At 50.6% G+C, this 22,815-nt stretch carries 5 protein-coding genes, 2 tRNA genes and 2 rRNA genes; 5 read left to right on the top strand and 4 right to left on the bottom strand.

Annotation, left to right across the window (positions count from 1 at the left end; translation table 11 throughout):
- Window positions 1-131 precede the first annotated feature (131 nt).
- The 4 genes from L6466_RS02180 to L6466_RS02165 all read right to left on the bottom strand — a co-directional run bounded on the left by L6466_RS02180 (window position 132) and on the right by L6466_RS02165 (window position 5,114).
- Window positions 132-3,027, bottom strand: a 23S ribosomal RNA gene (locus L6466_RS02180).
- A 215-nt stretch (window positions 3,028-3,242) separates the two neighbouring features.
- Window positions 3,243-3,319, bottom strand: a tRNA-Ala gene (locus tag L6466_RS02175).
- Between the two features lie 21 nt (window positions 3,320-3,340).
- Window positions 3,341-3,414 (bottom strand) — tRNA-Ile (locus L6466_RS02170).
- 170 nt (window positions 3,415-3,584) lie between these two features.
- A 16S ribosomal RNA gene (locus L6466_RS02165) occupies window positions 3,585-5,114 on the bottom strand.
- The 16S and 23S rRNA genes sit together here with 2 tRNA genes alongside, the layout of an rRNA operon.
- Before the next feature lie 606 nt (window positions 5,115-5,720).
- Between L6466_RS02165 and L6466_RS02160 the strand changes: the two genes are divergently transcribed.
- The 5 genes from L6466_RS02160 to L6466_RS02140 all read left to right on the top strand — a co-directional run bounded on the left by L6466_RS02160 (window position 5,721) and on the right by L6466_RS02140 (window position 22,535).
- A complete protein-coding gene (locus tag L6466_RS02160) occupies window positions 5,721-9,056 on the top strand; it encodes a choice-of-anchor J domain-containing protein (RefSeq protein ID WP_237802217.1) in 3,336 nt (1,111 codons plus the stop codon).
- 77 nt (window positions 9,057-9,133) lie between these two features.
- Window positions 9,134-11,566, top strand: a complete 2,433-nt coding sequence (locus L6466_RS02155; protein WP_237802218.1) for a choice-of-anchor J domain-containing protein — start codon at window positions 9,134-9,136, stop codon at window positions 11,564-11,566.
- 8 nt (window positions 11,567-11,574) lie between these two features.
- Window positions 11,575-13,401 carry an Omp28-related outer membrane protein gene (locus L6466_RS02150; protein ID WP_237802219.1) on the top strand — a complete coding sequence of 609 codons (1,827 nt, stop codon included), beginning with the start codon at window positions 11,575-11,577 and terminating at the stop codon, window positions 13,399-13,401.
- Between the two features lie 331 nt (window positions 13,402-13,732).
- On the top strand, window positions 13,733-18,961 hold the full coding sequence (locus L6466_RS02145) for an Ig-like domain-containing protein (protein ID WP_237802220.1): 5,229 nt from the start codon (window positions 13,733-13,735) through the stop codon (window positions 18,959-18,961).
- 25 nt (window positions 18,962-18,986) lie between these two features.
- A complete protein-coding gene (locus L6466_RS02140) occupies window positions 18,987-22,535 on the top strand; it encodes a chitobiase/beta-hexosaminidase C-terminal domain-containing protein (RefSeq protein ID WP_237802221.1) in 3,549 nt (1,182 codons plus the stop codon).
- Window positions 22,536-22,815 lie beyond the last annotated feature (280 nt).

Genomic DNA, 22,815 nt, shown 5'->3' with positions numbered 1-22,815 from the left:
CTTCGCTAAATTGATAATTGACAATTGATAATTGACAATTATACAACCGCGTATAAGGTTGACATATCACACTAAGACTGAAGCTGAAACTTCAGCGTCAATACTGTCACAGTTGAAAGCATGCGCTTTAGCAGCGAAAGCCTTCGGGCAATTAGTAGTGCTCGGCTTTGACATCACTGTCTTTACACCTGCACCCTATCAACGTCGTAGTCTACGACGACCCTCAATGGAGCCCTCATCTTGTGGCCGGCTTCGCACTTAGATGCTTTCAGCGCTTATCCGATCCCGACGCGGATACCCGGCGGTGCACCTGGCGGTACAACCGGTAAACCGGAGGTCAGTCAAACACGGTCCTCTCGTACTAGTGTCCGATCCACTCAAGACTCCCACGCCCACGATAGATAGAGACCGAACTGTCTCACGACGTTCTGAACCCAGCTCGCGTGCCACTTTAATGGGCGAACAGCCCAACCCTTGGGACCTTCTCCAGCCCCAGGATGTGACGAGCCGACATCGAGGTGCCAAACCACCCCGTCGATATGAGCTCTTGGGGGGGATCAGCCTGTTATCCCCGGAGTACCTTTTATCCTTTGAGCGATGCAGTTTCCATACACTTGCACCGGATCACTAAGCCCCAGTTTCCTGCCTGCTCGGCATGTCTGCCTCCCAGTCAAGCGCCCTTTTGCCTTTACACTCTATAAGGCCGGTTACCAATCGGCCCGAGGGCACCTTTGGAAGCCTCCGTTACGCTTTTGGAGGCGACCACCCCAGTCAAACTACCCACCAAACAGTGTCCACGCAACTGCGTGTTAGACCTCAGGCAGCAGAAGGGCCGTATTTCAACGGCGGCTCCATGAACGCTGGCGCGCCCACTTCATAGCCTCCGGCCTATCCTACACATCCGATGACCAAGGTCAGTGCTAAGCTGTAGTAAAGGTTCACGGGGTCTTTTCGTCCCATCGCGGGTAATCGGCATCTTCACCGATACTACAATTTCACTGAGATCGTGGCCGAGACAGCGTCCGGATCATTACACCATTCGTGCAGGTCGGAACTTACCCGACAAGGAATTTCGCTACCTTAGGACCGTTATAGTTACGGCCGCCGTTTACTGGGGCTTCAATTCAATGCTTCATGTTACCACTGACATCTCCTCTTAACCTTCCAGCACCGGGCAGGTGTCAGGCTGTATACCTCATCTTTCGAGTTTGCACAGCCCTGTGTTTTTGTTAAACAGTTGCCTGGACCTATTCTCTGCGCCTCACTTAAAGTGAGGACCCTTTATCCCGAAGTTACAGGGTCAGTTTGCCTAGTTCCTTAGCCACGAATCTCTCAACGCCTTAGTATGTTCTACCCGACTACGTGTGTCCGTTTGCGGTACGGGTACCACACGGGTTAAGCTTAGCGGTTTTTCTCGGGAGTATGTTTACCTGCGCTATCAAGTTCTTCCGAAGAAGACCCTGTACTGTCACGTTCGGCTCGGAGTGTGGATTTGCCTGCACTCCTCAGCACCTACACGCTTCAACGTGCTATTCCGTCAGCACGCGGCAGTGTCACTGCTCCGTCACCACGTCGCCCCGTATGGTAGTCACGGAATATTAACCGTGTCAGCCATCGCTCTCGCCGTTCGGCTTAAACTTAGGACCCGACTCACCCCGGGGTGATTGACATCGCCCGGGAAACCTTAGTCTTATGGCGGACGGGAATCTCACCCGTCTTATCGTTACTTATACCTACATTTGCTTTTCCAGAAACTCCAGTGAAGGTCATCCTTCACCTTCGGCGCCGCTGGAATGCTCCCCTACCGATACTTTTTAATGCTATCCCGCGCCTTCGGTACCTGTCTTATACCCGATTATTATCCATGCACGGCCTCTCGACTAGTGAGCTGTTACGCACTCTTTGAATGAATGGCTGCTTCCAAGCCAACATCCTAGCTGTCATCGAGGCCACACTTCGTTAGACTAACTCAGACAGGATTCCGGGACCTTAGACGGCGGTCTGGATTCTTCTCCTCTCGGGGACGGACCTTAGCACCCGCCCCCTTACTGCCGGACTGCAGACCGTGAGCATTCGGAGTTCGTCAGGTCTCGATAGGCGGTGAAGCCCTCTTGACCTATCGGTCGCTCTACCTCTCACGGTGACCATCCGACGCGGCACCTAAATGCCTTTCGGGGAGTACGAGCTATCTCCGAGTTTGATTGGCCTTTCACTCCTACACACACCTCATCCGGAAGCTTTTCAACGCTTATCGGTGCGGACCTCCATCCCGTGTTACCGGGACTTCATCCTGGACATGTGTAGATCACTCGGTTTCGCGTCTACCCCATCCGACTTGGGCGGCCTCTTCAGCCTCGCTTTCACTGCGGTTGCGCCCCAGAAGGGCTTAACCTCGCCGGACATGGTAACTCGTAGGTTCATTATGCAAAAGGCACGCCGTCACTAGTATAACTAGCTCCGACCGCTTGTAGGCGACTGGTTTCAGGTACTATTTCACTCCCCTAATAGGGGTGCTTTTCACCTTTCCCTCACGGTACTGGTTCGCTATCGGTCTCTCGGGAGTATTTAGCCTTACCGGATGGTCCCGGCAGATTCGCGCAGAATTCCTCGTGCTCCGCGTTACTCAGGATACCACTAGGCCTCATTTCACTTCGCGTACAGAACTTTCATCTTCTATGGTTGAACTTTCCAGAACATTCTGCTCATGATCAGAGTACCACAGCGTGGTCCTACAACCCCCATTATGCATTGCTACATAACAGGTTTGGGCTCTTCCCCGTTCGCTCGCCACTACTAGGGGAATCATTGTTTATTTTCTCTTCCTGGGGGTACTAAGATGTTTCAGTTCCCCCCGTTTGCCTTCCTACCTTTGTAGGAATAACAGTCCTTCAGACTGCTGGGTTGTCCCATTCGGAAATCCCTGGATCAAAGATTATTTGCATCTACCCAGAGCTTATCGCAGCTTATCACGTCCTTCATCGCCTCCGAGAGCCAAGGCATCCACCAGACGCCCTAACTTGCTTTCGCCTATATACATTAAACATTTATGATTAAACATTAAAGATTAAACATTAGACATTCAATGCATAGCTCATACTTTCAGCTGTAATTTTGAGATTTTTTAATCTACTCAGTTTGACTTCTTAAAGTCTTTACTTACAGTCTTGTGTGTCAATATGTCAAAGATCTCTGTACTTGAAACATTAAACATGAAACATTAAATTTCAGAGGTCGTCCGTACTTGGTGGAGAATAACGGATTCGAACCGTTGACCCCCTGCTTGCAAAGCAGGTGCTCTAGCCAACTGAGCTAATCCCCCAACTTTTATTCGAGTCGGATGTAGTCCCAGGCAGACTTGAACTGCCGACCTCCACATTATCAGTGTGGCGCTCTAACCAACTGAGCTATAGGACTGGCTTCAAGCTTCGCCGTTACTACGCTCAGCTTCATCTTTCTCTATTCTTATATTATAAACATCAGCAGTAAAGAAGCTTGGGTTAAAAACTAACCTTCTTAACTTAAAGCGGTAGCAAATTTTTCACTTTTCACTATTCACTTTTACCTTTTATAGTCATCCTCTCCAGAAAGGAGGTGTTCCAGCCGCACCTTCCGGTACGGCTACCTTGTTACGACTTAGCCCCAATTACCAGTTTCGCTCTAGGCCGATCCTTGCGGTCACGGACTTCAAGCGCCCCCGGCTTTCATGGCTTGACGGGCGGTGTGTACAAGGCCCGGGAACGTATTCACCGCGCCATGGCTGATGCGCGATTACTAGCGAATCCAGCTTCATGGGGTCGGGTTGCAGACCCCAATCCGAACTGAGGAAGGCTTTGAGGATTTGATGCGCCTTGCGGAACACCTGCTCTCTGTACCTCCCATTGTAACACGTGTGTAGCCCCGGACGTAAGGGCCGTGCTGATTTGACGTCATCCCCACCTTCCTCACACCTTACGGTGGCAGTCCAACCAGAGTGCCCAGCTTAACCTGATGGCAACTAGTCGCAGGGGTTGCGCTCGTTATGGCACTTAAGCCGACACCTCACGGCACGAGCTGACGACAACCATGCAGCACCTCCACCAGCGCCCCGAAGGGCCTCAACATCTCTGTATCGTTCGCTGGCAGTTCAAGCCCGGGTAAGGTTCCTCGCGTATCATCGAATTAAACCACATGTTCCTCCGCTTGTGCGGGCCCCCGTCAATTCCTTTGAGTTTCACCGTTGCCGGCGTACTCCCCAGGTGGGATGCTTAACGCTTTCGCTTGGCCGCATACACTATATCGCATACAGCGGGCATCCATCGTTTACCGTGCGGACTACCAGGGTATCTAATCCTGTTCGATACCCGCACCTTCGAGCTTTAGCGTCAGTTATAGCCTCGCCAGCTGCCTTCGCAATCGGAGTTCTTCGTGATATCTAAGCATTTCACCGCTACACCACGAATTCCGCTGACGTCGAATACACTCAAGGAAACCAGTTCGCGACGCACTTCCACGGTTGAGCCGCGGCATTTCACGTCACGCTTAATCTCCAGCCTGCGCTCCCTTTAAACCCAATAAATCCGGATAACGCCCGGACCTTCCGTATTACCGCGGCTGCTGGCACGGAATTAGCCGGTCCTTATTCTTACGGTACATACAAAAAGGGACACGTCCCTCACTTTATTCCCGTACAAAAGCAGTTTACAACCCATAGGGCCGTCATCCTGCACGCTACTTGGCTGGTTCAGACTTCCGTCCATTGACCAATATTCCTCACTGCTGCCTCCCGTAGGAGTTTGGACCGTGTCTCAGTTCCAATGTGGGGGACCTTCCTCTCAGAACCCCTACTGATCGTGGGCTTGGTGGGCCGTTACCCCGCCAACAACCTAATCAGACGCATCCCCATCCCTTAGCGGTAAACCTTTGGTTCATCTTGAATGCTCGCAACGAACAACATAGAGTATTAATTCGACTTTCGCCGGGCTATTCTCTACTAAGGGGAAGGTTGGATACGCGTTACTCACCCGTGCGCCGGTCGCCGACAAAGAAAGCAAGCTTTCTTCTCGCTGCCCCTCGACTTGCATGTGTTAAGCCTGTAGCTAGCGTTCATCCTGAGCCAGGATCAAACTCTTCATTGTAAAATTTGTATTTCTAATTGTAGTCAAGCCGGAAAACCGACTTGCACAATCTTTATATCTGTCTCAGAACGACTATCCAGTATCAAGTTAAGAATTAAACGGTTTGTTTCTTCTACCCAAGAGCATTTCTGCTCTCGCTTCTTGTACTACTTCTGTCTATGTAAATCTTTCAAAGAACTCTTTCCTATTGTGCTCGTCAGGAGGTGTTCCTGATTTGCGGGTGCAAAGGTACGACTTTTTTCTGAACCACCAAAACTTTTCCAAGAAAAAATCACTTTTTTCATGCATTTTTTATGCACTCTTGATTTAAATCAATACACAAAAAGACCTTCACCTTATTATATATTATATAGGGAGAACTGTTTTTGCAAAGAGCCAGGAACAACGGATTGAACGGATGAAACGGATTTTTTCTACCACAGATTGCAGATGATACAGGTTATAATCGCATTAATATGCAAGAAATATCAAATAATAAAAATAAATTCTAAGTTTTTTGCATTTTTATTTGTCGGTTTATCAGAAAAACCGTACCTTTGCACGCCGATTTGAAAGAAAAAGCATAAATTTCGTAATAATATGAAAAAACTACAATTAATTTTAACCATGACCCTAGCACTGGCATCTACAATGCCGGCTATTGGCCAAACGATTTTAGAAGAAGATTTTGAAACAGGATTAACGCAGCCAGCCAAAACCCCATTAACACGTACCGAAGGTTGGACGACCATTGATTCGTACAAAGGCACCAACACGACGTACAACTGGTACAACTACTACGCCGATCCCACTTCACAGGCCGGTCCTACCCTTTCCGGCGCCAACTGCGCAGCTTGTGACGGTCCCATCTCAAGTGGAGCCACCGTTGACGGGCAGGGTCCCCGTGAAGAAATCCTGCTCTCACCCGAGCTCGACCTGAACGACACCTACCAGCTGCAGTTCTCATGGAAGGTTAGTCCCATGAACAACCGCGACAACTCCCGCTACGATCTTCAGGTACGTGTAGTTACCAACAACGACATCAACAGCGCCGAGACCGTGTTCTCTATCCAGAACGAGGCTATGCTCCGCGAGAGTGGTGTCACCGTATTCCCCATCGACGCATGGGATCCCCACACCTCAAAGATTGATCTGAGCGACTGGAGAGGTGAGAAGGTGAAGCTGGCTTTCGTTTACAAGATGCTGGCCCCCATGTCGAATGTAGCTTGGATTGACGATATCACCGTCAAGAAGTTCACCCCCGCCAACGGCCCTGTGGCCAGCATCTCAATGGATCGCTATGATTTCAAGGAGGTATATATCGGCGAGAAGGTTTACAGTGAGGTATTTACCCTGACCAATACAGGTAAGAACGGTCTGAAGATTACCGGTATGGACCTGCCCAACGGCATCAGCACCACACTGGATCCCGAGGGTGTTAACCTGCGCACTTACGACAAGGTGAACTTCCAGTTGGCCTACAGCGCATCGATGCTGACACCGGCCAAGGGCGAAGCCGTGATTCACACCACCGGTGGCGACGTAACGATTGCCTATTCAGCCAGCAAGATCGCCATTCCCGATGGCTACACCTTCGAAGGTTTCAACCAGTACTTCCCCCCTGCAGGATGGAAGAGCAACGGATGGCGCGGCTCTAGCGCAGCTATCGAGGGCGACCAGAGCGCCTATGCCGGTGGCGACTTCAGCGTGACCACACTGCGCTCTCCCCGTCTGGACCTGACCGATGGCGGCAAAGTAATTTTCACCTATTATAATCAGTATGAGGGCGACTATGCTCCCGAATATGACATCCAGCTGCAGCTGTCGACCGATGGTGGCGACAACTGGAAGACCGTATGGACCAGCGACTATCAGAACGGACTGAACAAACTGCTCACCGCCGAGGTTGACCTGGGTGAGGATGGTACAGACAACAGTTATGTGCGCTGGTACTACCCCGCTATCGAGAGCGACGACGAGGGTGCTTACGACCACTCAAACTTCACACTGGACCGCGTGCTGCTGCCCCATGTATATGGTGCTAACGGCGTACCCGGCAGTGCTACCCTGATTGCCCCAGCATCAAATGCCAAGGACGTATATCCCAAGAACGTGAAACTGGAGTGGGGGCCTGCTCAGTTTGCCAAGGGCTACAAGCTCTATGTGGGCACCAATGCCGAGGTTAACGATCTGATTGACGGTGGCGACCTGGGTAACGTGCTGACCTACACCATTCCTCAGTGCGACTATGCGACGACCTACAAATGGAAGGTTGTGGCCTATAACGACAAGGGCGACGCTACGACAGCCAGCACATGGAAGTTCACCACACAGCCCGACGCCTCTGTGATGGAGTTCCCCTATACCGAGAACTTCGACGAGTGCACCAATGAAGCTCCCGTGCCCACAGGCTGGTTGAGCACTACTACAGGCAGCTATAAGTTCCAGGCATGGACTCCCAACAATATCTATCCTTATGGTGGCAAGGGTGCTTCACTCGCTACCGGTTGGAAGGACGCCGGCCAGCAGTCTATCCTGACCTCTCCCGAATTCAACCTCCCCGCAGGTGGTCAGGGCATGAGCATCTCATTCGTTTGGGGTAACGATCATCCCAGCGACCTGATTGTTGACGAGACCGGTCTGCTGAAGAAGCAGAACGTAGAAGGCGGCAATGGTGTCAGCGACATCGCATTCGAGATCTTTGCCGACGGCGAATGGAAGCAGGCTTCATACCTGTCTGAGAACGCCATCGAAGGTACAGACGGTAAGAAGTACTGGCGCAACGAGACCATCGACCTGACAGAATATGCAGGTAAGAAGGTACAGTTCCGTTGGGTTAACACCAGCTTCGCCAACCAGACCGGTGAGGCAGCTCTTGACAACATCGTGATCAACGGTAACGTAGACGATATGGCCGTATTCAACCAGGACGGTTGGGATGCCGGCAAGATCAACTTCGGCAAGGCCGTTAACTCTGGCGACCAGTTCACCATGCTGAACAAGGGTAAGAGAGCCCTGAAGGTGAAGAGCGTCAGCTTCGGCACCAACAATTTCGAAAGCTCTATCGCCGCAGGCACCGAGATTGCCGTTGGCGAGGGTATCACCTTCAACCTGCAGTTCAATGCCGGCGAGTCTGCCAAGGCCATCGAGGACGTGATGACCGTTGAGTTTGAGAGCGGCAGCAAGGTAACCTTCCCCGTGAGCGGTGAAGGTCTGGCAAGCGACGTACTCTTCTACGGTTTCGAGATGAATCCTCTGGACTACAACTGGAAGGATGACTTCACCACCATCGACGTGGACCGCAAGGTGACACACCAGTTGGGCTACTACCAGACCATTATTGAGGACGACGGCGGACGCATCGCCTTCACACAGGCTCAGCACTACAATGCCAACCTGAAGGCTCACAACGGTATCGGCACACTGGCAGCAGCATCGCCCGACGATCAGACAGCCGCCAACGACTGGCTTATCAGCAAGCAGATAACGCCTGCCGAGGGTGCTACCTTCGATTTCTACGCACGCAACCTTTCTACTACCGGTTCTGTGTTTGTTGGTGACAACGACCTGCACAGCGTAGAGGTGCTGGTCAGCGAGACTGGTAATACCAAGACCACCGACTTCAAGGCCGTGATGAACCCCACCGAGATGGCTTATCTGGGTGAGAACCAGTGGCACCACTTCAACGTGGATCTCTCTGCCTACGCAGGCAAGAAAATCTACGTCGCCGTGCGCCACACCACCAACAGCGCCAGCTTCCTGGCCTTCTTCGATGACTTCACCTTCAACCACGTAGGTAATGCTGACCAGACCGGTATTGAGTGCGTGAAGAATATCACCAGCGAGGATGCTCCCGTGGCTGTTTACAACCTCAACGGTGTACAGGTGGCCAACGGCAACCAGAAAGGCATGTATATCATCAAGACCGCCAACGGAAAGACCGTGAAAGTGATTCGCAAGTAATTTATACTGAATATCAGGGGTAATGGGTTGCATCGCCTGCCGGTGCACTCATTACCCTTTTCGCTTAACATCAACCAATGAAAAAATATCTACCCTTTTCTCTCTTATTTCTATTACTGACGCTCACGGCTTATGCGCAGGAGCGAAACACCCAACTGACCATCCAGGTGACCTCTGTTGAAGGCGACAACCTGAAGGGACAGAGCCTGAAGATTACCCAGACCGACTACGAACTGGGATACGGCTCACTGTCACTTGATGCTAACGGGAAATGCACCCTGATGGTCTATGCCGGCAACCACCACGTCAGCCTGAACCGCGGCGGCTTTATCCCCGTGGAGCAGGACTTCGTCGTTGCTGAAGGCGAGACCACGAAGCAGATCAATATCCAGCTGACCGAGAAGACGCGTCAGCCCTTTGCCCTGAAGGCAGAGACCGTGCACGACATCTTCACCGGCAAGAACACCATCAACCTGTCATGGAACACGGAAGAACCGGCTTTCTTCGATGACTTCGAGAGTTATGAGCCCTTCGCCATCAACTTTGGCGGATGGACCGGCATCGACGTAGACATGGAAGCCGCCGCTCCCCTGGTAGGCACCTACCCCAACCGCGGCGTACTGCAGTATGCCCAGGTGATCAACCCGCTCGCCGTAGACCCTGTGTGGTGGTACGACTACCCCATCCTGCGCCCTTACGACGGCAAGCAGTATATCGGTTTCACCCGTACCAATAGCGGTAATGCCAATGACGACTGGCTCATCTCGCCCGCTGTCACCGTAGGCACCGAGAATGTGCTCTCGTTCTACGCCAAGGCTGCCGACCGCTTTCCCGAGCGCTTCATGGTATATGTCACCACGAAGACAGACAACCCTGCACAGTCGGACTTCGTACGCCTGGACCAGGACAACTACGAGAAGGCCGACTATACCGGCTGGAAGGAATACACCTACGACCTGAAGGCCTACGAAGGCAAACAAGTGAAGTTTGCCATCCGCTATATCAGCCACTACAACAGTTACGGCTCGTTCATGCTGATGGTTGACAATGTGTTCGTAGGTATGAATGCCAAGGCCTCAGCCATTCCCAACGAACAGTTCCAGATTTATCTGGACGGTGAACTGGTAACCACCACTACCGACTGCAGTTATGTGCTGGAAGGCATTGCCAACGGCAACCATACCATCGGCATCAAGGCTACCTATCTGAAGGCTCAAAGTGAGACGACAACCATCGAGGCCAACATTCCCTCGGATGCCTATTCACACGTAATCCTGAACGTCACCGCCAACAGTAAGCTGACTGCCAACGGCCAGCACCTGACACTCACCAACACAGCTACCATGGAGTCGTATGACCTGACCGTCACTGACGGAAAGGTTGAGCTGGCATCACTGCCCAACGGACAGTATGCGATCAGCACGGAGGAAGGTGCATTCCAGGCACTGCAGAAACCCGTGACCATCAATGCTGATACCACCATCGACATCACGCTGAACGACTACCTGCTGAAGCCCTATAACATCACGGCAAAGCTCAACGACGACGCCACCTACACCCTGCGCTGGAACCAGGAACTGATTTTCAGCGACAGCTTTGAGGACTACGACGACTTCGCCACCGGTACCTTCGGCGGATGGAAGAGCATCGACCGCGACGGATACCCCGTGTACCCCATCGCCCTGGGCTCACAGACCAACATCGTATCGTTCCCCGGCTCTGGTTCGGCCACCAAACCAACGTCTATCGCCCCGATGGTGTTCAACCCCTGGAAGACAACGCCTGCCATGATGCCTACCGACCCCGCCATTGCTGCGCCTACGGGTGAGAAATGTATCACGTTCTTCTCGCCTCAGCAGGCCAAAGCCGACGACTGGCTCATCTCGCCCGTCATTGACATCCACGAGAACTACAGCCTCACCCTGAAGGCTAAGTCATACTCTTCCATGTATCCCGAGACACTGGAGTTCTACGTATCAGACGGCAGTGACAATCCTGATGACTTCATGAAGATCAGTATTGCCGAGAATATTCCCGCTGAGCGCTGGACCATCTATCAGGTAGACCTGAGCCAGTTTAACGGCATGGCTATCCGCATCGGTATCCACTATGTATCCTACGACACCTTCCTCTGTCAGATTGACGACTTCACCGTAGGTCCTGAGAATGGCGAAGGCGAGGTGGTGGACTATGGCAACGTGGTACGCTATGATATTCTGGTTGACGGCGAGAAGATTGGTGAGAGCCAGACGGCCTCATACATCATCCCCGTACTGTCGGCCGGCACTCACACCGTGGGCATCAAGGCCATCTATCAGTCGGGTGAATCAGAAATCGCGACTTACACCATTGAGGGTACAGCCGGTATCGCTCAGACCGCCATCAATGCCGCCATGCCTACAGCCGTATACAGCCTGTCGGGCGTTTATATGGGCAACAAACTGGAGGCTGTGCCTGCAGGTATCTACCTCGTGAAGCACAACGGTAAAACCATTAAAATACGCAAGTAAAACAACACATGAAACTACGTCATATCTTTCTCACGGCCTTCGCAGCCGTCATGTCCCTCACCTCACTGGCACAGGGACTCTCAGAGAACCAGCGTCTGCTGGGCTATATCATGACAGACAGTATCACCGTGAGCGGTGGTGCCTTCGGTACGGCTGGTACTTACCCTGTGGGTGCCGTGATGACACCACAGACCCTGTCCAGCTATGCCGGCTGTAAGATTGTAGGTATACGCATGGCTGCCGCACTGGATCTTGGACGTACCAGCACATTTGTCTATCTGGTGAAAAGCAACAAGATGGACACGCTGTGCATCCAGAAGCAACGCCTCTATGCCGGGTGGAACAATATCTTCTTCAACAACGGCGGCTACGAGATCAAGGGCGACGAAACGCTGTTCTTCGGTTTCGACTACGTTGAGACGCCTGAGATGATTACTGCCGACCAGGGGGGGCTCTGCGGATTTGGCGACGACATGGAGGGTGCCCTCTATGCCTATGGCAACTTCGGTCAGGGACTGAACCTCTACTCGCTGAGCGGCCTGGGTCGTCTCTGCGTGCAGCTCATCGTGGATGTCAGTTCGCTGCCCCTCTACGACCTCGACATCACCTGGTTTGATACCGGTTTCAAATACAAGGCGCCCGGCGAGAATATTGATGCGATGATCAATTTCTCTAACGTGGGCCGTAAGGCTGTTGGCCGCTATCAGCTGTGCTATCAGCTGGACGACAACGATCCTGTGGTGAGCAACCTGACCGACAGCCTGCGCACTGGCGTTCAGGCCGACTGGAAGTTCTCCTTGAAACTACCCAACGATATTGCCACGGGGCTTCACACGCTGAAGGTCTTCGTAGGTCAGGTAGAGGGCGAGGCACTTCCTGAGAGGTCAAAGTACGACATGAAGAGTGTTTCCTTTGGTGTGTATCGCAACAAACTGGCGCGCCAGAAGGCTTATATGGAGGTTTATACCGACCAGACATCGCCCATCACACCGTATCTGAACGATATGGTGAAACTGGTGGCCGACAATTCAAGTGCGCTGGTCACGGTCAATGTACACAAGCCCAACACGCCACTGGCACTGGCCTCAGCGGCCTATCTGCACGACCTGTATGCCTACACGCACCCCGCGTTTAGCATCAACCGCTCGTTCTTCCCTGGCGAAGAGCACATTGCCTATGACATGAACGACTACCTGCCCTCTGTAGGTGCTGAGTTCTGCGCAGGCATCCTGAGCGATATGCTGATGCAGGACTTCGAGTCACCTTCGTTTGCCTCTGTTGACCTGAAGCTGACTTACGACCCTGCCACACGCAAGGTTGGCATCAAGGCCACAGGCGACATGTTGCCCGAGGCAAAGGCCATCTATGGCGACGTGGCCCTGACACTGATGATTACGGAGGATCAGGTGAAGAGCCGTCAGACCACCATGAATGCCCTCACCGGACGCACGACCAACAACCAGAACTATCTGCATAATGATGTGCTACGTGCTTACGTCACCTCACCCATCGGTGATGCTGTCACCAGCAACGACAACAAGTACGAGGCCAACTATGAGTTCACACTCGAAGAAGAATGGAATCCCGACAACATCAAGGTCGTTGGCCTGCTGACGAAGAAGGTGGATGCCGTGACGGAGGACAACCTGTATGACATGGATGTCATCAATGCCAACTCGGCAGCACTGGGTACCATCACCGGTATTGAGACCATTCAGCCCTCTGTTGCCGTCAAGCACACAGGCTGCTATACGCTCGATGGTCGCCGCGTTGAGACAAAGAACCTGAAGCCAGGTCTATACGTCATCAACGGCAAAAAGACTGTCATCAAATAAAAGGAAGGCCTTCGGGCCTTTCTTTTTTTTCCCTTAATCCAATTATTTGGATAATTTCTTGGAGGATTCAGACAAAATGTGTAAATTTGCAGTTTGTAATCAAAAACGACATTTTAATCAACTATTATTATCAATATCAACTAAAAATAAAAAAGATTGTAACCATTTTATAGAAAAAAGCAACAATAAACCATAACGTGTACCACATCTGGTCTCACCACTAAGACTGGGAGATAATAAAAGGTTCGCAGATGGGCACAAACGACAACCATTTTATAGTATTTCCATGCGCTCACGAACCGGAAGGCGCAAAACCTAAAAACAAAACCAAATGAATAAAACAATACGTTTTTCATTGCTCACGTTATTGGTGATGTTGTGCGGAACGGCGTTTGCTGACAAGCAGAGCAGCCTGGTATTTTCAGCTGCCTGCGGCGGAAGCGGCACTGCAAGCGACGGAGCAGTTTGGACAGTAACATCTGATGGTACTGAGTCAAACTTTGACAACAACAAGGGCATCCATTACGGAACAGGCAGTGCCGTCGTGGAATACATTAAACTTTCAACAAGCGACATTGCTGGAACCATCACAAAGGTGGTGGTCAATGCATCAACAGCAAGTGGTGTATCTGCTACGGTCGATGTGACCGTAGGCGGAAACGCTTTTGGTGGTAATGCCAAGAGTCTGTCAACAACTGCAACTGACTACACTTTCGAGGGAAGTGCCTCTGGCGAAATTAATGTTAATGTCAAAAAACCTTCGTCAGCAGCAAAGGCCCTATATGTCAAGAGCATTGTAGTGACATACGCAGAAGCAACTCCCGAGCCTCAGCCTTACACCTACGACTTCAACACTTCTATTGCGACCAGCAACCATGGATTCATCCTTGGCAGCAACTGGGGACACGTTGTAGGTTCTGGCAACTATGATGGTTACGGACCTTACTACATGTCATACAGCTATACCGCTGATGGTGGCTTTAACGGTACAGGTTCACTCCAGGCTTATCGTCAGTATGCAGGCGACAGCCAGGGTGGAACCGTATGCTATGACCTGCTGGTTACCCCACTTGTATCTGGCAAAATCACCATGAAGGTGAAGGCCAGCAGCAGTGCAAGCAGCAGCAATCCTTCATTCGTTGAGATTTACAAGATTGATGCTGCCGGCACCACACGCGGTGACCTGATTCAGCGTTTCACTGAGTCTGAAGACTATACAGCTATCGAAGGCCAGGACGATTGGAAAGAAATCACTCTGACTCTTACAGAAGAGCAGCGTATCGCTATCCGTGCACAATATGTTTACCTAGACGACTTCACTGCAGCAGTTGTCAATATCATTCCCCAGAAGGCACTTTCTGTTATCTCTGTGATGAACATGGAAGGAAAGACCGGCACTGAGGGTTCTACAACCTACTTTGAGCAGCAGGCCGATGGAACTTTGAGCGTACCCTTGAAGGTATTGCTGAGCAACACCGGTGATGTTGACCTCGTCGCAGGCACTACCGAGAACTATACTCTGACCCTGGCATATGCAAGCTATCCAAGCGGCACCAAGACCTATTTCGACGAAGCAAGCGTTAATATTCCCAAAAATCTTGCAGCAGGTGCATCGGATACTATAGAGGTAACCTTCAATATCCCCTACTCCTCTGGTTGGAAATATTTCTTTGTCAAGGAGAATATCACTGGTACCACATCTTCTACCAATCGTTACGCTGGTGTGACCGCCTACGAGCCCGTATTCGTGTTCCGCGCAGCCGAGAGCACCGCTACCAGCAGCATCACAGGTGCACAGGCCTACGGCTTGGTAAGCGAGGAGACAACCAAGAGTTTTGAGATTGCCAACGCGGGTACCGCTCCTCTGACCATCAAGAGCATCACCCTGCCAGAAGGCTTCACATCTGCCAACATGCCCGAGATTCCCACTGAAGGTCTTGTGATTGCCAAGGGTGCATCTCAGGCACTGGATATCACATTGCCAGCTACCACACTGGGAGATTTCTCTGGTGATTTAAAAATTGTTTATCTTGATAAGGACGGCGCAGAGAAGACCTTCACACTGGCATTCTCTGGCAATGTACTGCCTGCCGGTACATGGGCAACCAACTTTGACAACACCAGCAGTACACCTGCCTATCCCGCAGGTTCTATTGCAGAAAGTGGTATCAATAGCGACTACAGCTACAATTCTGGCACCTACGAGATTTTCCTGAAGGGACGCACACAGAGTAGCTTTGCTTCTGGAAACAATAAGTTCATCACACCGAAATTGCACGCTACGGCTGGTCAGCAGCTGACCTTCGATATCAAGGGTGCATACGGTAACTCTTACTATGCAAAAGTATATGTCTCTACCGATCGCAAGACCTGGGGCGAACCTGTTGCCACCTTCACCTATGCTGAGACCGAAGGCGCAGAGGCCATTGGTTCTTCTGATTGGGTGAACAAGGCTGTCACCTTCGAGACCGAGGGCGACTATTATGTAGCTTTCGCACTCTATGGTGAGTTCAAGATTGACAACATCATTGGTCTGAAGAAGGTTGACGTGGCCCACGACCTCTATATCAAGAACGTCAACTGGCCCGATGCTTCTGTAAAGAGCGGTACTTCTCTTTCTAAGCCATCAATCGATATTATTCCTCTGAGCGATGAAACTGCCGAGGCCTACACCGTGAAGTATGTATGCGGCGAGACCGTTTTGGCTGAAGCTACCGCTGCTGAGTTGACTGCAAGTGCAAGCAGTTCTAAGACCTTCACCTTCAACTGGACACCTCAGGTAGAAAGTACGACTAAATATGAGGGTTCAAAGATTGTATTTGAGTTCACCGACGGTACGAAGTACGAGACAGAAGGTTTCGATCTCACTGTGACCAACGAGCCCATCTTCCACTTCGTCAACAGCATTCCTTCAAGCAAGTGGTATGAGCCTACTGACTACACCACTCCTGTGGCATTTGGCAAGACAAACACTGCCGACAAGAAGACCTTCTACGTGTACAACTGGGGTTCTGCTCCTCTGACCGTGAAGAGCATCGTTGCTCCTGATGGCTTCACTGCTACTCCCGCTGGCGAATTCACAGTTGCTGCCTTCGATGAGACCAATATGAGCGCTGCTGCACAGGCTGTAGAGATTACTTTCTCTACTACCCACGCTGCCACCTATAATGGCGACATGGTTATCACCTATCTGGATGGTACAGGTACTGAAAAGACCTTCACTTTGGCTCTGAGCGGAACCAAGCTCGATCCTACGAAGTTCTATGCAAACTTTGGCACGGAGAGCGACCAGTGGCCTGCAGGTTCTGTATATCAGAAGAATATCAGCAAGACCAACGGTGGCACCTATAATGCTCCCAACTATTACATCACTTCAAGCAACACTACCGACAACATCTTCATTACGCCGAAATTGACGGCTGCTATTGATGACACGTTGAAATTTGATGCTAAGCTCTACAGTTCTTCATGGTCTGAAGGCAAGGTTACAGTCTATGCCGCTGCTACCCGTGAGGAAGTACTGAATGCAGAGGAGGGAACAACCCGTGTCATGCTGTTCAGCGTTAGCGGAGAAGATACAGAGAGGCCGATGACAACCGACTTCCAGACCTTCCAGGCACCCATTCACGTGGCTGGCGACTACTTCATAGGTATCGAGATTAGTGGACGTGCTTACGTAGACGAAATCTACGGTCTGACTCCCGCTGCCGTTGCTCACGACCTGAAGATTGCTTCTAGCTACATTCCTACTGAGGCTATGCAGAATATTCCTTCGGCAGCTACCGTAAACATTCTGAACCTCGGTTTGGCAGCAGAAGAAGCTGACAGCTACACCGTAACAGCATTCATCGATGGAAAGGCAACTTCTACTGGTACTGCTGTTGCACTGCCTACCACAAATAAGCTCAGTGACGCTGGCACACAACTGACTGTTGGTATCCAGTCTCCAAAGGTTGGTACCTTCCCCGTATACATTGAGGTAAAAGCTGGCGACTATAGCATTGCCACAGAACCCGTCAATGTAGTGTTTACCGCAGAAGTTGCAAAGAGCGAGCTGACCGCTACTGCAGATGGTACAAGCTCTAACTCACCACTCAACCTGAGTTACTATAACAGTGAGTCAGTTTCTCTCTACACAGCTGATGTACTTGCAAATTCTTACGGTCTGACAAGCGGTGCCAAGATTAAGTCTATCACTTTCAAAGGCTATAAGACTACTCCACAAACCAAGTCAACATTTAACTTATGGTATGAGTGGAGTGATGATGCCGAACAGGCTAAACCAGCCGACGGTCTCTATCCTACGGAAGGTCTTACACAACTCATCGCTGACCAGGAAAAGACCTGGCCTGAAGCAGGAAGTGCTACAGAATTGGCAGACTTCATCACACTGACATTTGCAGAGCCTCTTGTTTACGAAGCAGGTAAAGCACTGCGTATCGTGATGCGCTCTAATTCTGACGACTGGAAATCTGCAAACTTTGAGAAGAGTACTTCTGCAACAAGTGGCCTGACCTATTATCACTACAATGACAACAAGAGTACATTCGAGTCTAACAGTTGGACAAACACTGTTCTCCCAGTACTGCATATTGGTCTGGCTGTAGAGCCTGCCACCATCTCTGGTACTGTTAAGAACAGCGAGGGTGCTGCTATTGAGAACGCTACCGTGACACTGGTTAGCACCGATGGCGAGGGTGTACAGTATGAAGGCAAGACCGACGCTGAGGGTGCTTACAGTTTCAACGTAATCCAGACTGGTCGAACCTACAACGCTACTGTTGTGGCTTCTGAGGACTACAAGACCGCTACTGCAGAGATCTCATTTGCAGAGGGCAGCGTTATAAAGGACTTCGTCCTGGCTGACACTAATCCTCTTGGTGATGCTAACCTCGACGGTGAGGTAACTACCTCTGACGCCGTGGCAGCCGTGACCTTCGCTCTTGAGAAGGAAGTTCCCTCTGAGAAGGCTCTGAAGGTGGCCGACGTAAACAAGTCTGGCAATATCACCGTGAGCGACGCCGTTGGTATCGTGAACATTGCACTGAATGCTGAGACTCCTGCTCCTGCACGTGGCGAGATGGAGGCCGTGAACTTCCTGACGAAGAACGGCACCAGCCTCAACCTGATCAACAGCACTGAATTCGTTGGCTTCCAGATGGATGTCACACTGGTCGAGGGTGCTATGCTGAACAGCGTATCACTGAACGACCGTGCTGCCAGCCTGCAGGTTGTCTACAACCGCATCGCGAAGAACACCTACCGCATCATCGCCTTCTCTACCGGCAATGCCGCTATCGAGGGTAATGAGGGTGAGCTCATCTCACTCAACATCACAGGCAACGACAACATCGCCATCAGCAACATTGAGTTTGCCGATGCTGCCGCTAACGCCTATGCACTGAGTCTGACAGAGACCACTGGCATCAACGGTATCTATGCCGGTGCTGCTAACGTGGAGAGCTATACCGTAGGTGGTGTGAAGAACGACAAGGTGCGCAAGGGCATGAACATCGTTCGTACTGCCGATGGTAAGGTGAAGAAAGTATTAGTAAAGTAAACAAACAATAAAAACAAAAACCAAGATGAACAAAAACACGATTTCCAAATGGTTCTCGATGTTCGTGCTCATGATGGCCGGTATTACGGGAGCGACTGCACAGTCGCTCACCGTTGCCGACGCCACATTGGTACCGGGCAAGACAAAGGTTGTTTCCATTAGCCTGGATGCAGCCGAGGGACAAACCATCTATGGTATTCAAACGGATATTACTCTGAGTAAGGGTCTTAAGATTAACGCTGCCACTGCAGCCAACACAACCCTTCACTTCAACCAGAACAAGTTGGAAAGCGGTGCTACCCGTGTAGCCCTGCTGTCACTGGGTGGTGAGGCCATCCCTGCTGGTGAGGCTATCAAACTGACCATCGAGGCCGATGCCTCATTCAAGAATGGCACCGTAGACCTGGCCAACACCAAGTTGACCACCACCGCTACAGGTACAGAGATCAACGTAGATGCCACCAGCGCCATCATCGACACCTATGACTGTCTCCCCTATCAGAAATATATCATCGGAAACTATACCTCAGAGAAATTCCTCGGCGCCGGCAACGGCTGGGGCACACAAGCCTCACTCGTGGCCCATCCTGAGTATGTAAAACTGGACTACAACGAAGCCGACGGCACCTATAAGTTGGAGTCACAGGTAAGCAATGGTGGCAATAAGTATTATTTCAATGGTGACTACATGGACAGCAATGCCCCTGTATCGCTGACACTCAAGAAGATTGAGGAGCCCCTTGGCTATCAGGACGAGGAAGAGACAAAGCCCATCTATGGCTATACCATCTCTGATGGCGACAACTATTTTGGTTGGGATGGCACCTCCACCGTTCTGGGTAAGAACCTGACGGCTACCGACGAGAATGCCATCTGGCTTATCATGCCACTGGACGAGGCAAAAGCCGGTCTGGTAAACGCCACGCTCGAAGAGCCGCTCGACGCCACCATGCTGATTGAAGACCATGACTTTGGTCGTAACAACCGCTATCAGGACAAATGGACAATGGTTGCAAGCAACCAGAATCTCTCTGGCGGTGAGGACAAGAATGGCACTATTGGTAACAACTGTGCTGAGTCATGGCACTCAACATTCACCCTGAGTCAGACACTGGCCGACGCTCCTGCTGGTATCTATGCACTGACAGCACAGGGATTTTATGGTCAGGACGGCAGTGACAATGAGCACCTACCCGTGTTCTATGCCAACGACGCTACTCAGACATTCCCATTGAAGACTGGCTCTGAAGCCTCTATGACAGCTGCAAGTCAGTCTTTCTCTGCAGGCAAATACACTATCGAGCCCCTGGTCTTCGAGTTGAAAGAAGGCGAGACACTGACCATCGGTGCCAAACTGGAAGGCAACACAAGCCTGTGGTGTATCTGGGATAACTTCACCCTGACCTACTATGGTAAGAATACCACCATCGAGGATGTGAAGGCGGAGTCTCTTCGCAAACAGGTAGACGAATTGCGCGAGAAAGCTTTCTCATTATTCAATGAGACGGAAGTAGAAAGCATCAAGGCTGTACTAGATAATGCTATCAACTCAACAGAATCTGTATCGGGTGCCGAGGCTATCAACAATGCCATCGCTACCCTGAAGACTGCCATCGAGAAGGGTGAGGCCTCTCTCGAAGCCAAGGCTAAGCTGGCCAAGATGAAGGAACTCATCGACGCTACCAATGTTTATACTGCCGAGGCCAAGAATGAATACTACGACCAGTGGGAAGTGAAGTATCTCGACGGAACGATTACTAAGGCAGAAGCCAATGCGCTGCAGGATCCATTCCTCGTAACAGGATGGCGCGCCAATGTTAACGTTGACGACCTGCTGATGAGCGTATGGGATGAAGAGCCCATGAACTGGGACAGTTATCACGTGAACACATGGAGTACTGAAGGTGAGAATGACGGCTCTGAATTCAAGGTTCCTTTCATTGAATATTGGACAGGCGATGGTGACTCTCTGGCTGTCAAGACTCTTACCGCAACTATAAATGGTGTTGAGCCTGGTATATATGACGTCACAGCTTGGGTACGTATTCGCAGAAAGAATACTGATTCTGCCATCAAGACTCCTTACGGTATCACCATGCAGGCAAACGATGATAAGGCTACTACTGTTTGCGATGGAACACAGGTTGGCACCTCACAGTTCTACTTGAAGGAAGTGACAACAACTGGTACTGTTGCTGAGGACGGTGTACTGAAAATCAAGTTCAACGTAGCTGCCGATAACAACATCTCTTGGCTGAGCTTCAAGAACGTGAACTATGCTTTACACATCAATCCTGATAAGGAAGAGCTCGCAGCTCCTCAAGGATGGTATAGTCTGATTTCGAATGGTAACCTTGCCTCTGAGGATGTAACGAGCTTCCTAACGAGAACTGTCCAAGCTACAGAATTCGTTGGAGCCAATATCGTTCCCGGTGCAGGTGAAGACCAAAGCCGAGGTATCGTTGTAAAGACAAACGAGTCAAATCTTTCATTTGATACTCAGTTCTACATTAACTTTAGCGAAGCACTGCCAAAGGGAACAAAGTTGCATGTTGAGTTCGACTATAAAGCCAAAGTCGAAGGCTCTGTAGTGATGTTCTCTTTCTGTGGCGACCCACTTGAACCTGCAGACCTCCATAAAGGCTATCTTATTGAAGTCAGCAAGGGATGGAACAAATTCTCACAGGACATTACCGTTGAATATAAGAATCTCAAGAGTCTGGGTATCTTCCTCAATTGTATTAATGAGGCAAACACCTATTACTTCGATAACTTCGGTGTATGGGCCAAGAAGCCTGTCAAGCCCGCTAATCCAATATTTACCCCTGCTGGTGGAGAATACTCTAAAGCAAAGAAGGTAACTATTGCCTGCGAGACTGAGGGCGCTTCTATCTACTACACACTCGATGGTACGATTCCAACGGCAAAAAGCACGCTCTACACTGAGCCTATTGCTATTAGCGAAACAACAACTGTGAAAGCTATCGCAGTTCTGGAGGACCAAGAGAGCAGAGTTGTTGAAGCAACCTACACCATCACACCTCTTGACGACAGCTTTGTAGAAATTGCTCAGAGTCAGAGCTCTGATATCCAGGACGGTGCTAGTCGTGCAACAGTTGTAGAAGGCGAAGGGTTTACCCAGTACACCACAGACGGTAATGTTTGCGTTATCTTCAAGATGTATGATGTAAATGTGAAGAATTGCGACTACGTGGTTGTGAAGTTCGCTGAGCCTGTACCTGCAGGTATCAAAATTGCATTCTGGGCTCAGAACGGAACAGACAATGTTGAAGTTCCCGCAGGTGTAACAGAATACAAGTATGTATTTGCGGAGGACGCCAAGTGCGCTATCGCTAACGACATTCTGCCACAGATTACCTTGCTGACACTCTGGAATCCACAGACTGTCAAGGTTGAGGGTGTCTACAAGCATCAGCTTCCCGTTGCTGACGCTATCAGCAACATCACTACCGATGCTCAGAAGACTGCCATATTCAACCTGAATGGTCAGAAGGTGAACAAGGCTCAGAAGGGTCTCTTCATCATCAATGGCAAGAAAGTGCTTGTAAAATAAGGCCTTCCCCCTCCCCTGAGGGGAACAAAAAACAGCCCTCACCGCAATGACGCGGTGGGGGCTGTTTCTTTTTCTTCTTGTCGCGCGGACACCACAGATGGCACTGATTTTTTTCTTCTTTTTCTTGGATTATTCATTTTTTCTATTTATTTTTGCAGCCGATTATGTGAACTAATTTACTTACTAACAATAACAACAACTAAAAACAATTAAACATTCCAAGAAGAAAACTTCCGGAAATAAGGTGCCCCCACTGGCCCTACCACTAAGAATGGAGGGT

The sequence above is a fragment of the Prevotella communis genome (assembly GCF_022024175.1).
Classification (GTDB): domain Bacteria; phylum Bacteroidota; class Bacteroidia; order Bacteroidales; family Bacteroidaceae; genus Prevotella; species Prevotella communis.
Note: the sequence above shows the minus strand (reverse complement) of the source record. Positions and strands in the feature narration are given on the sequence as shown.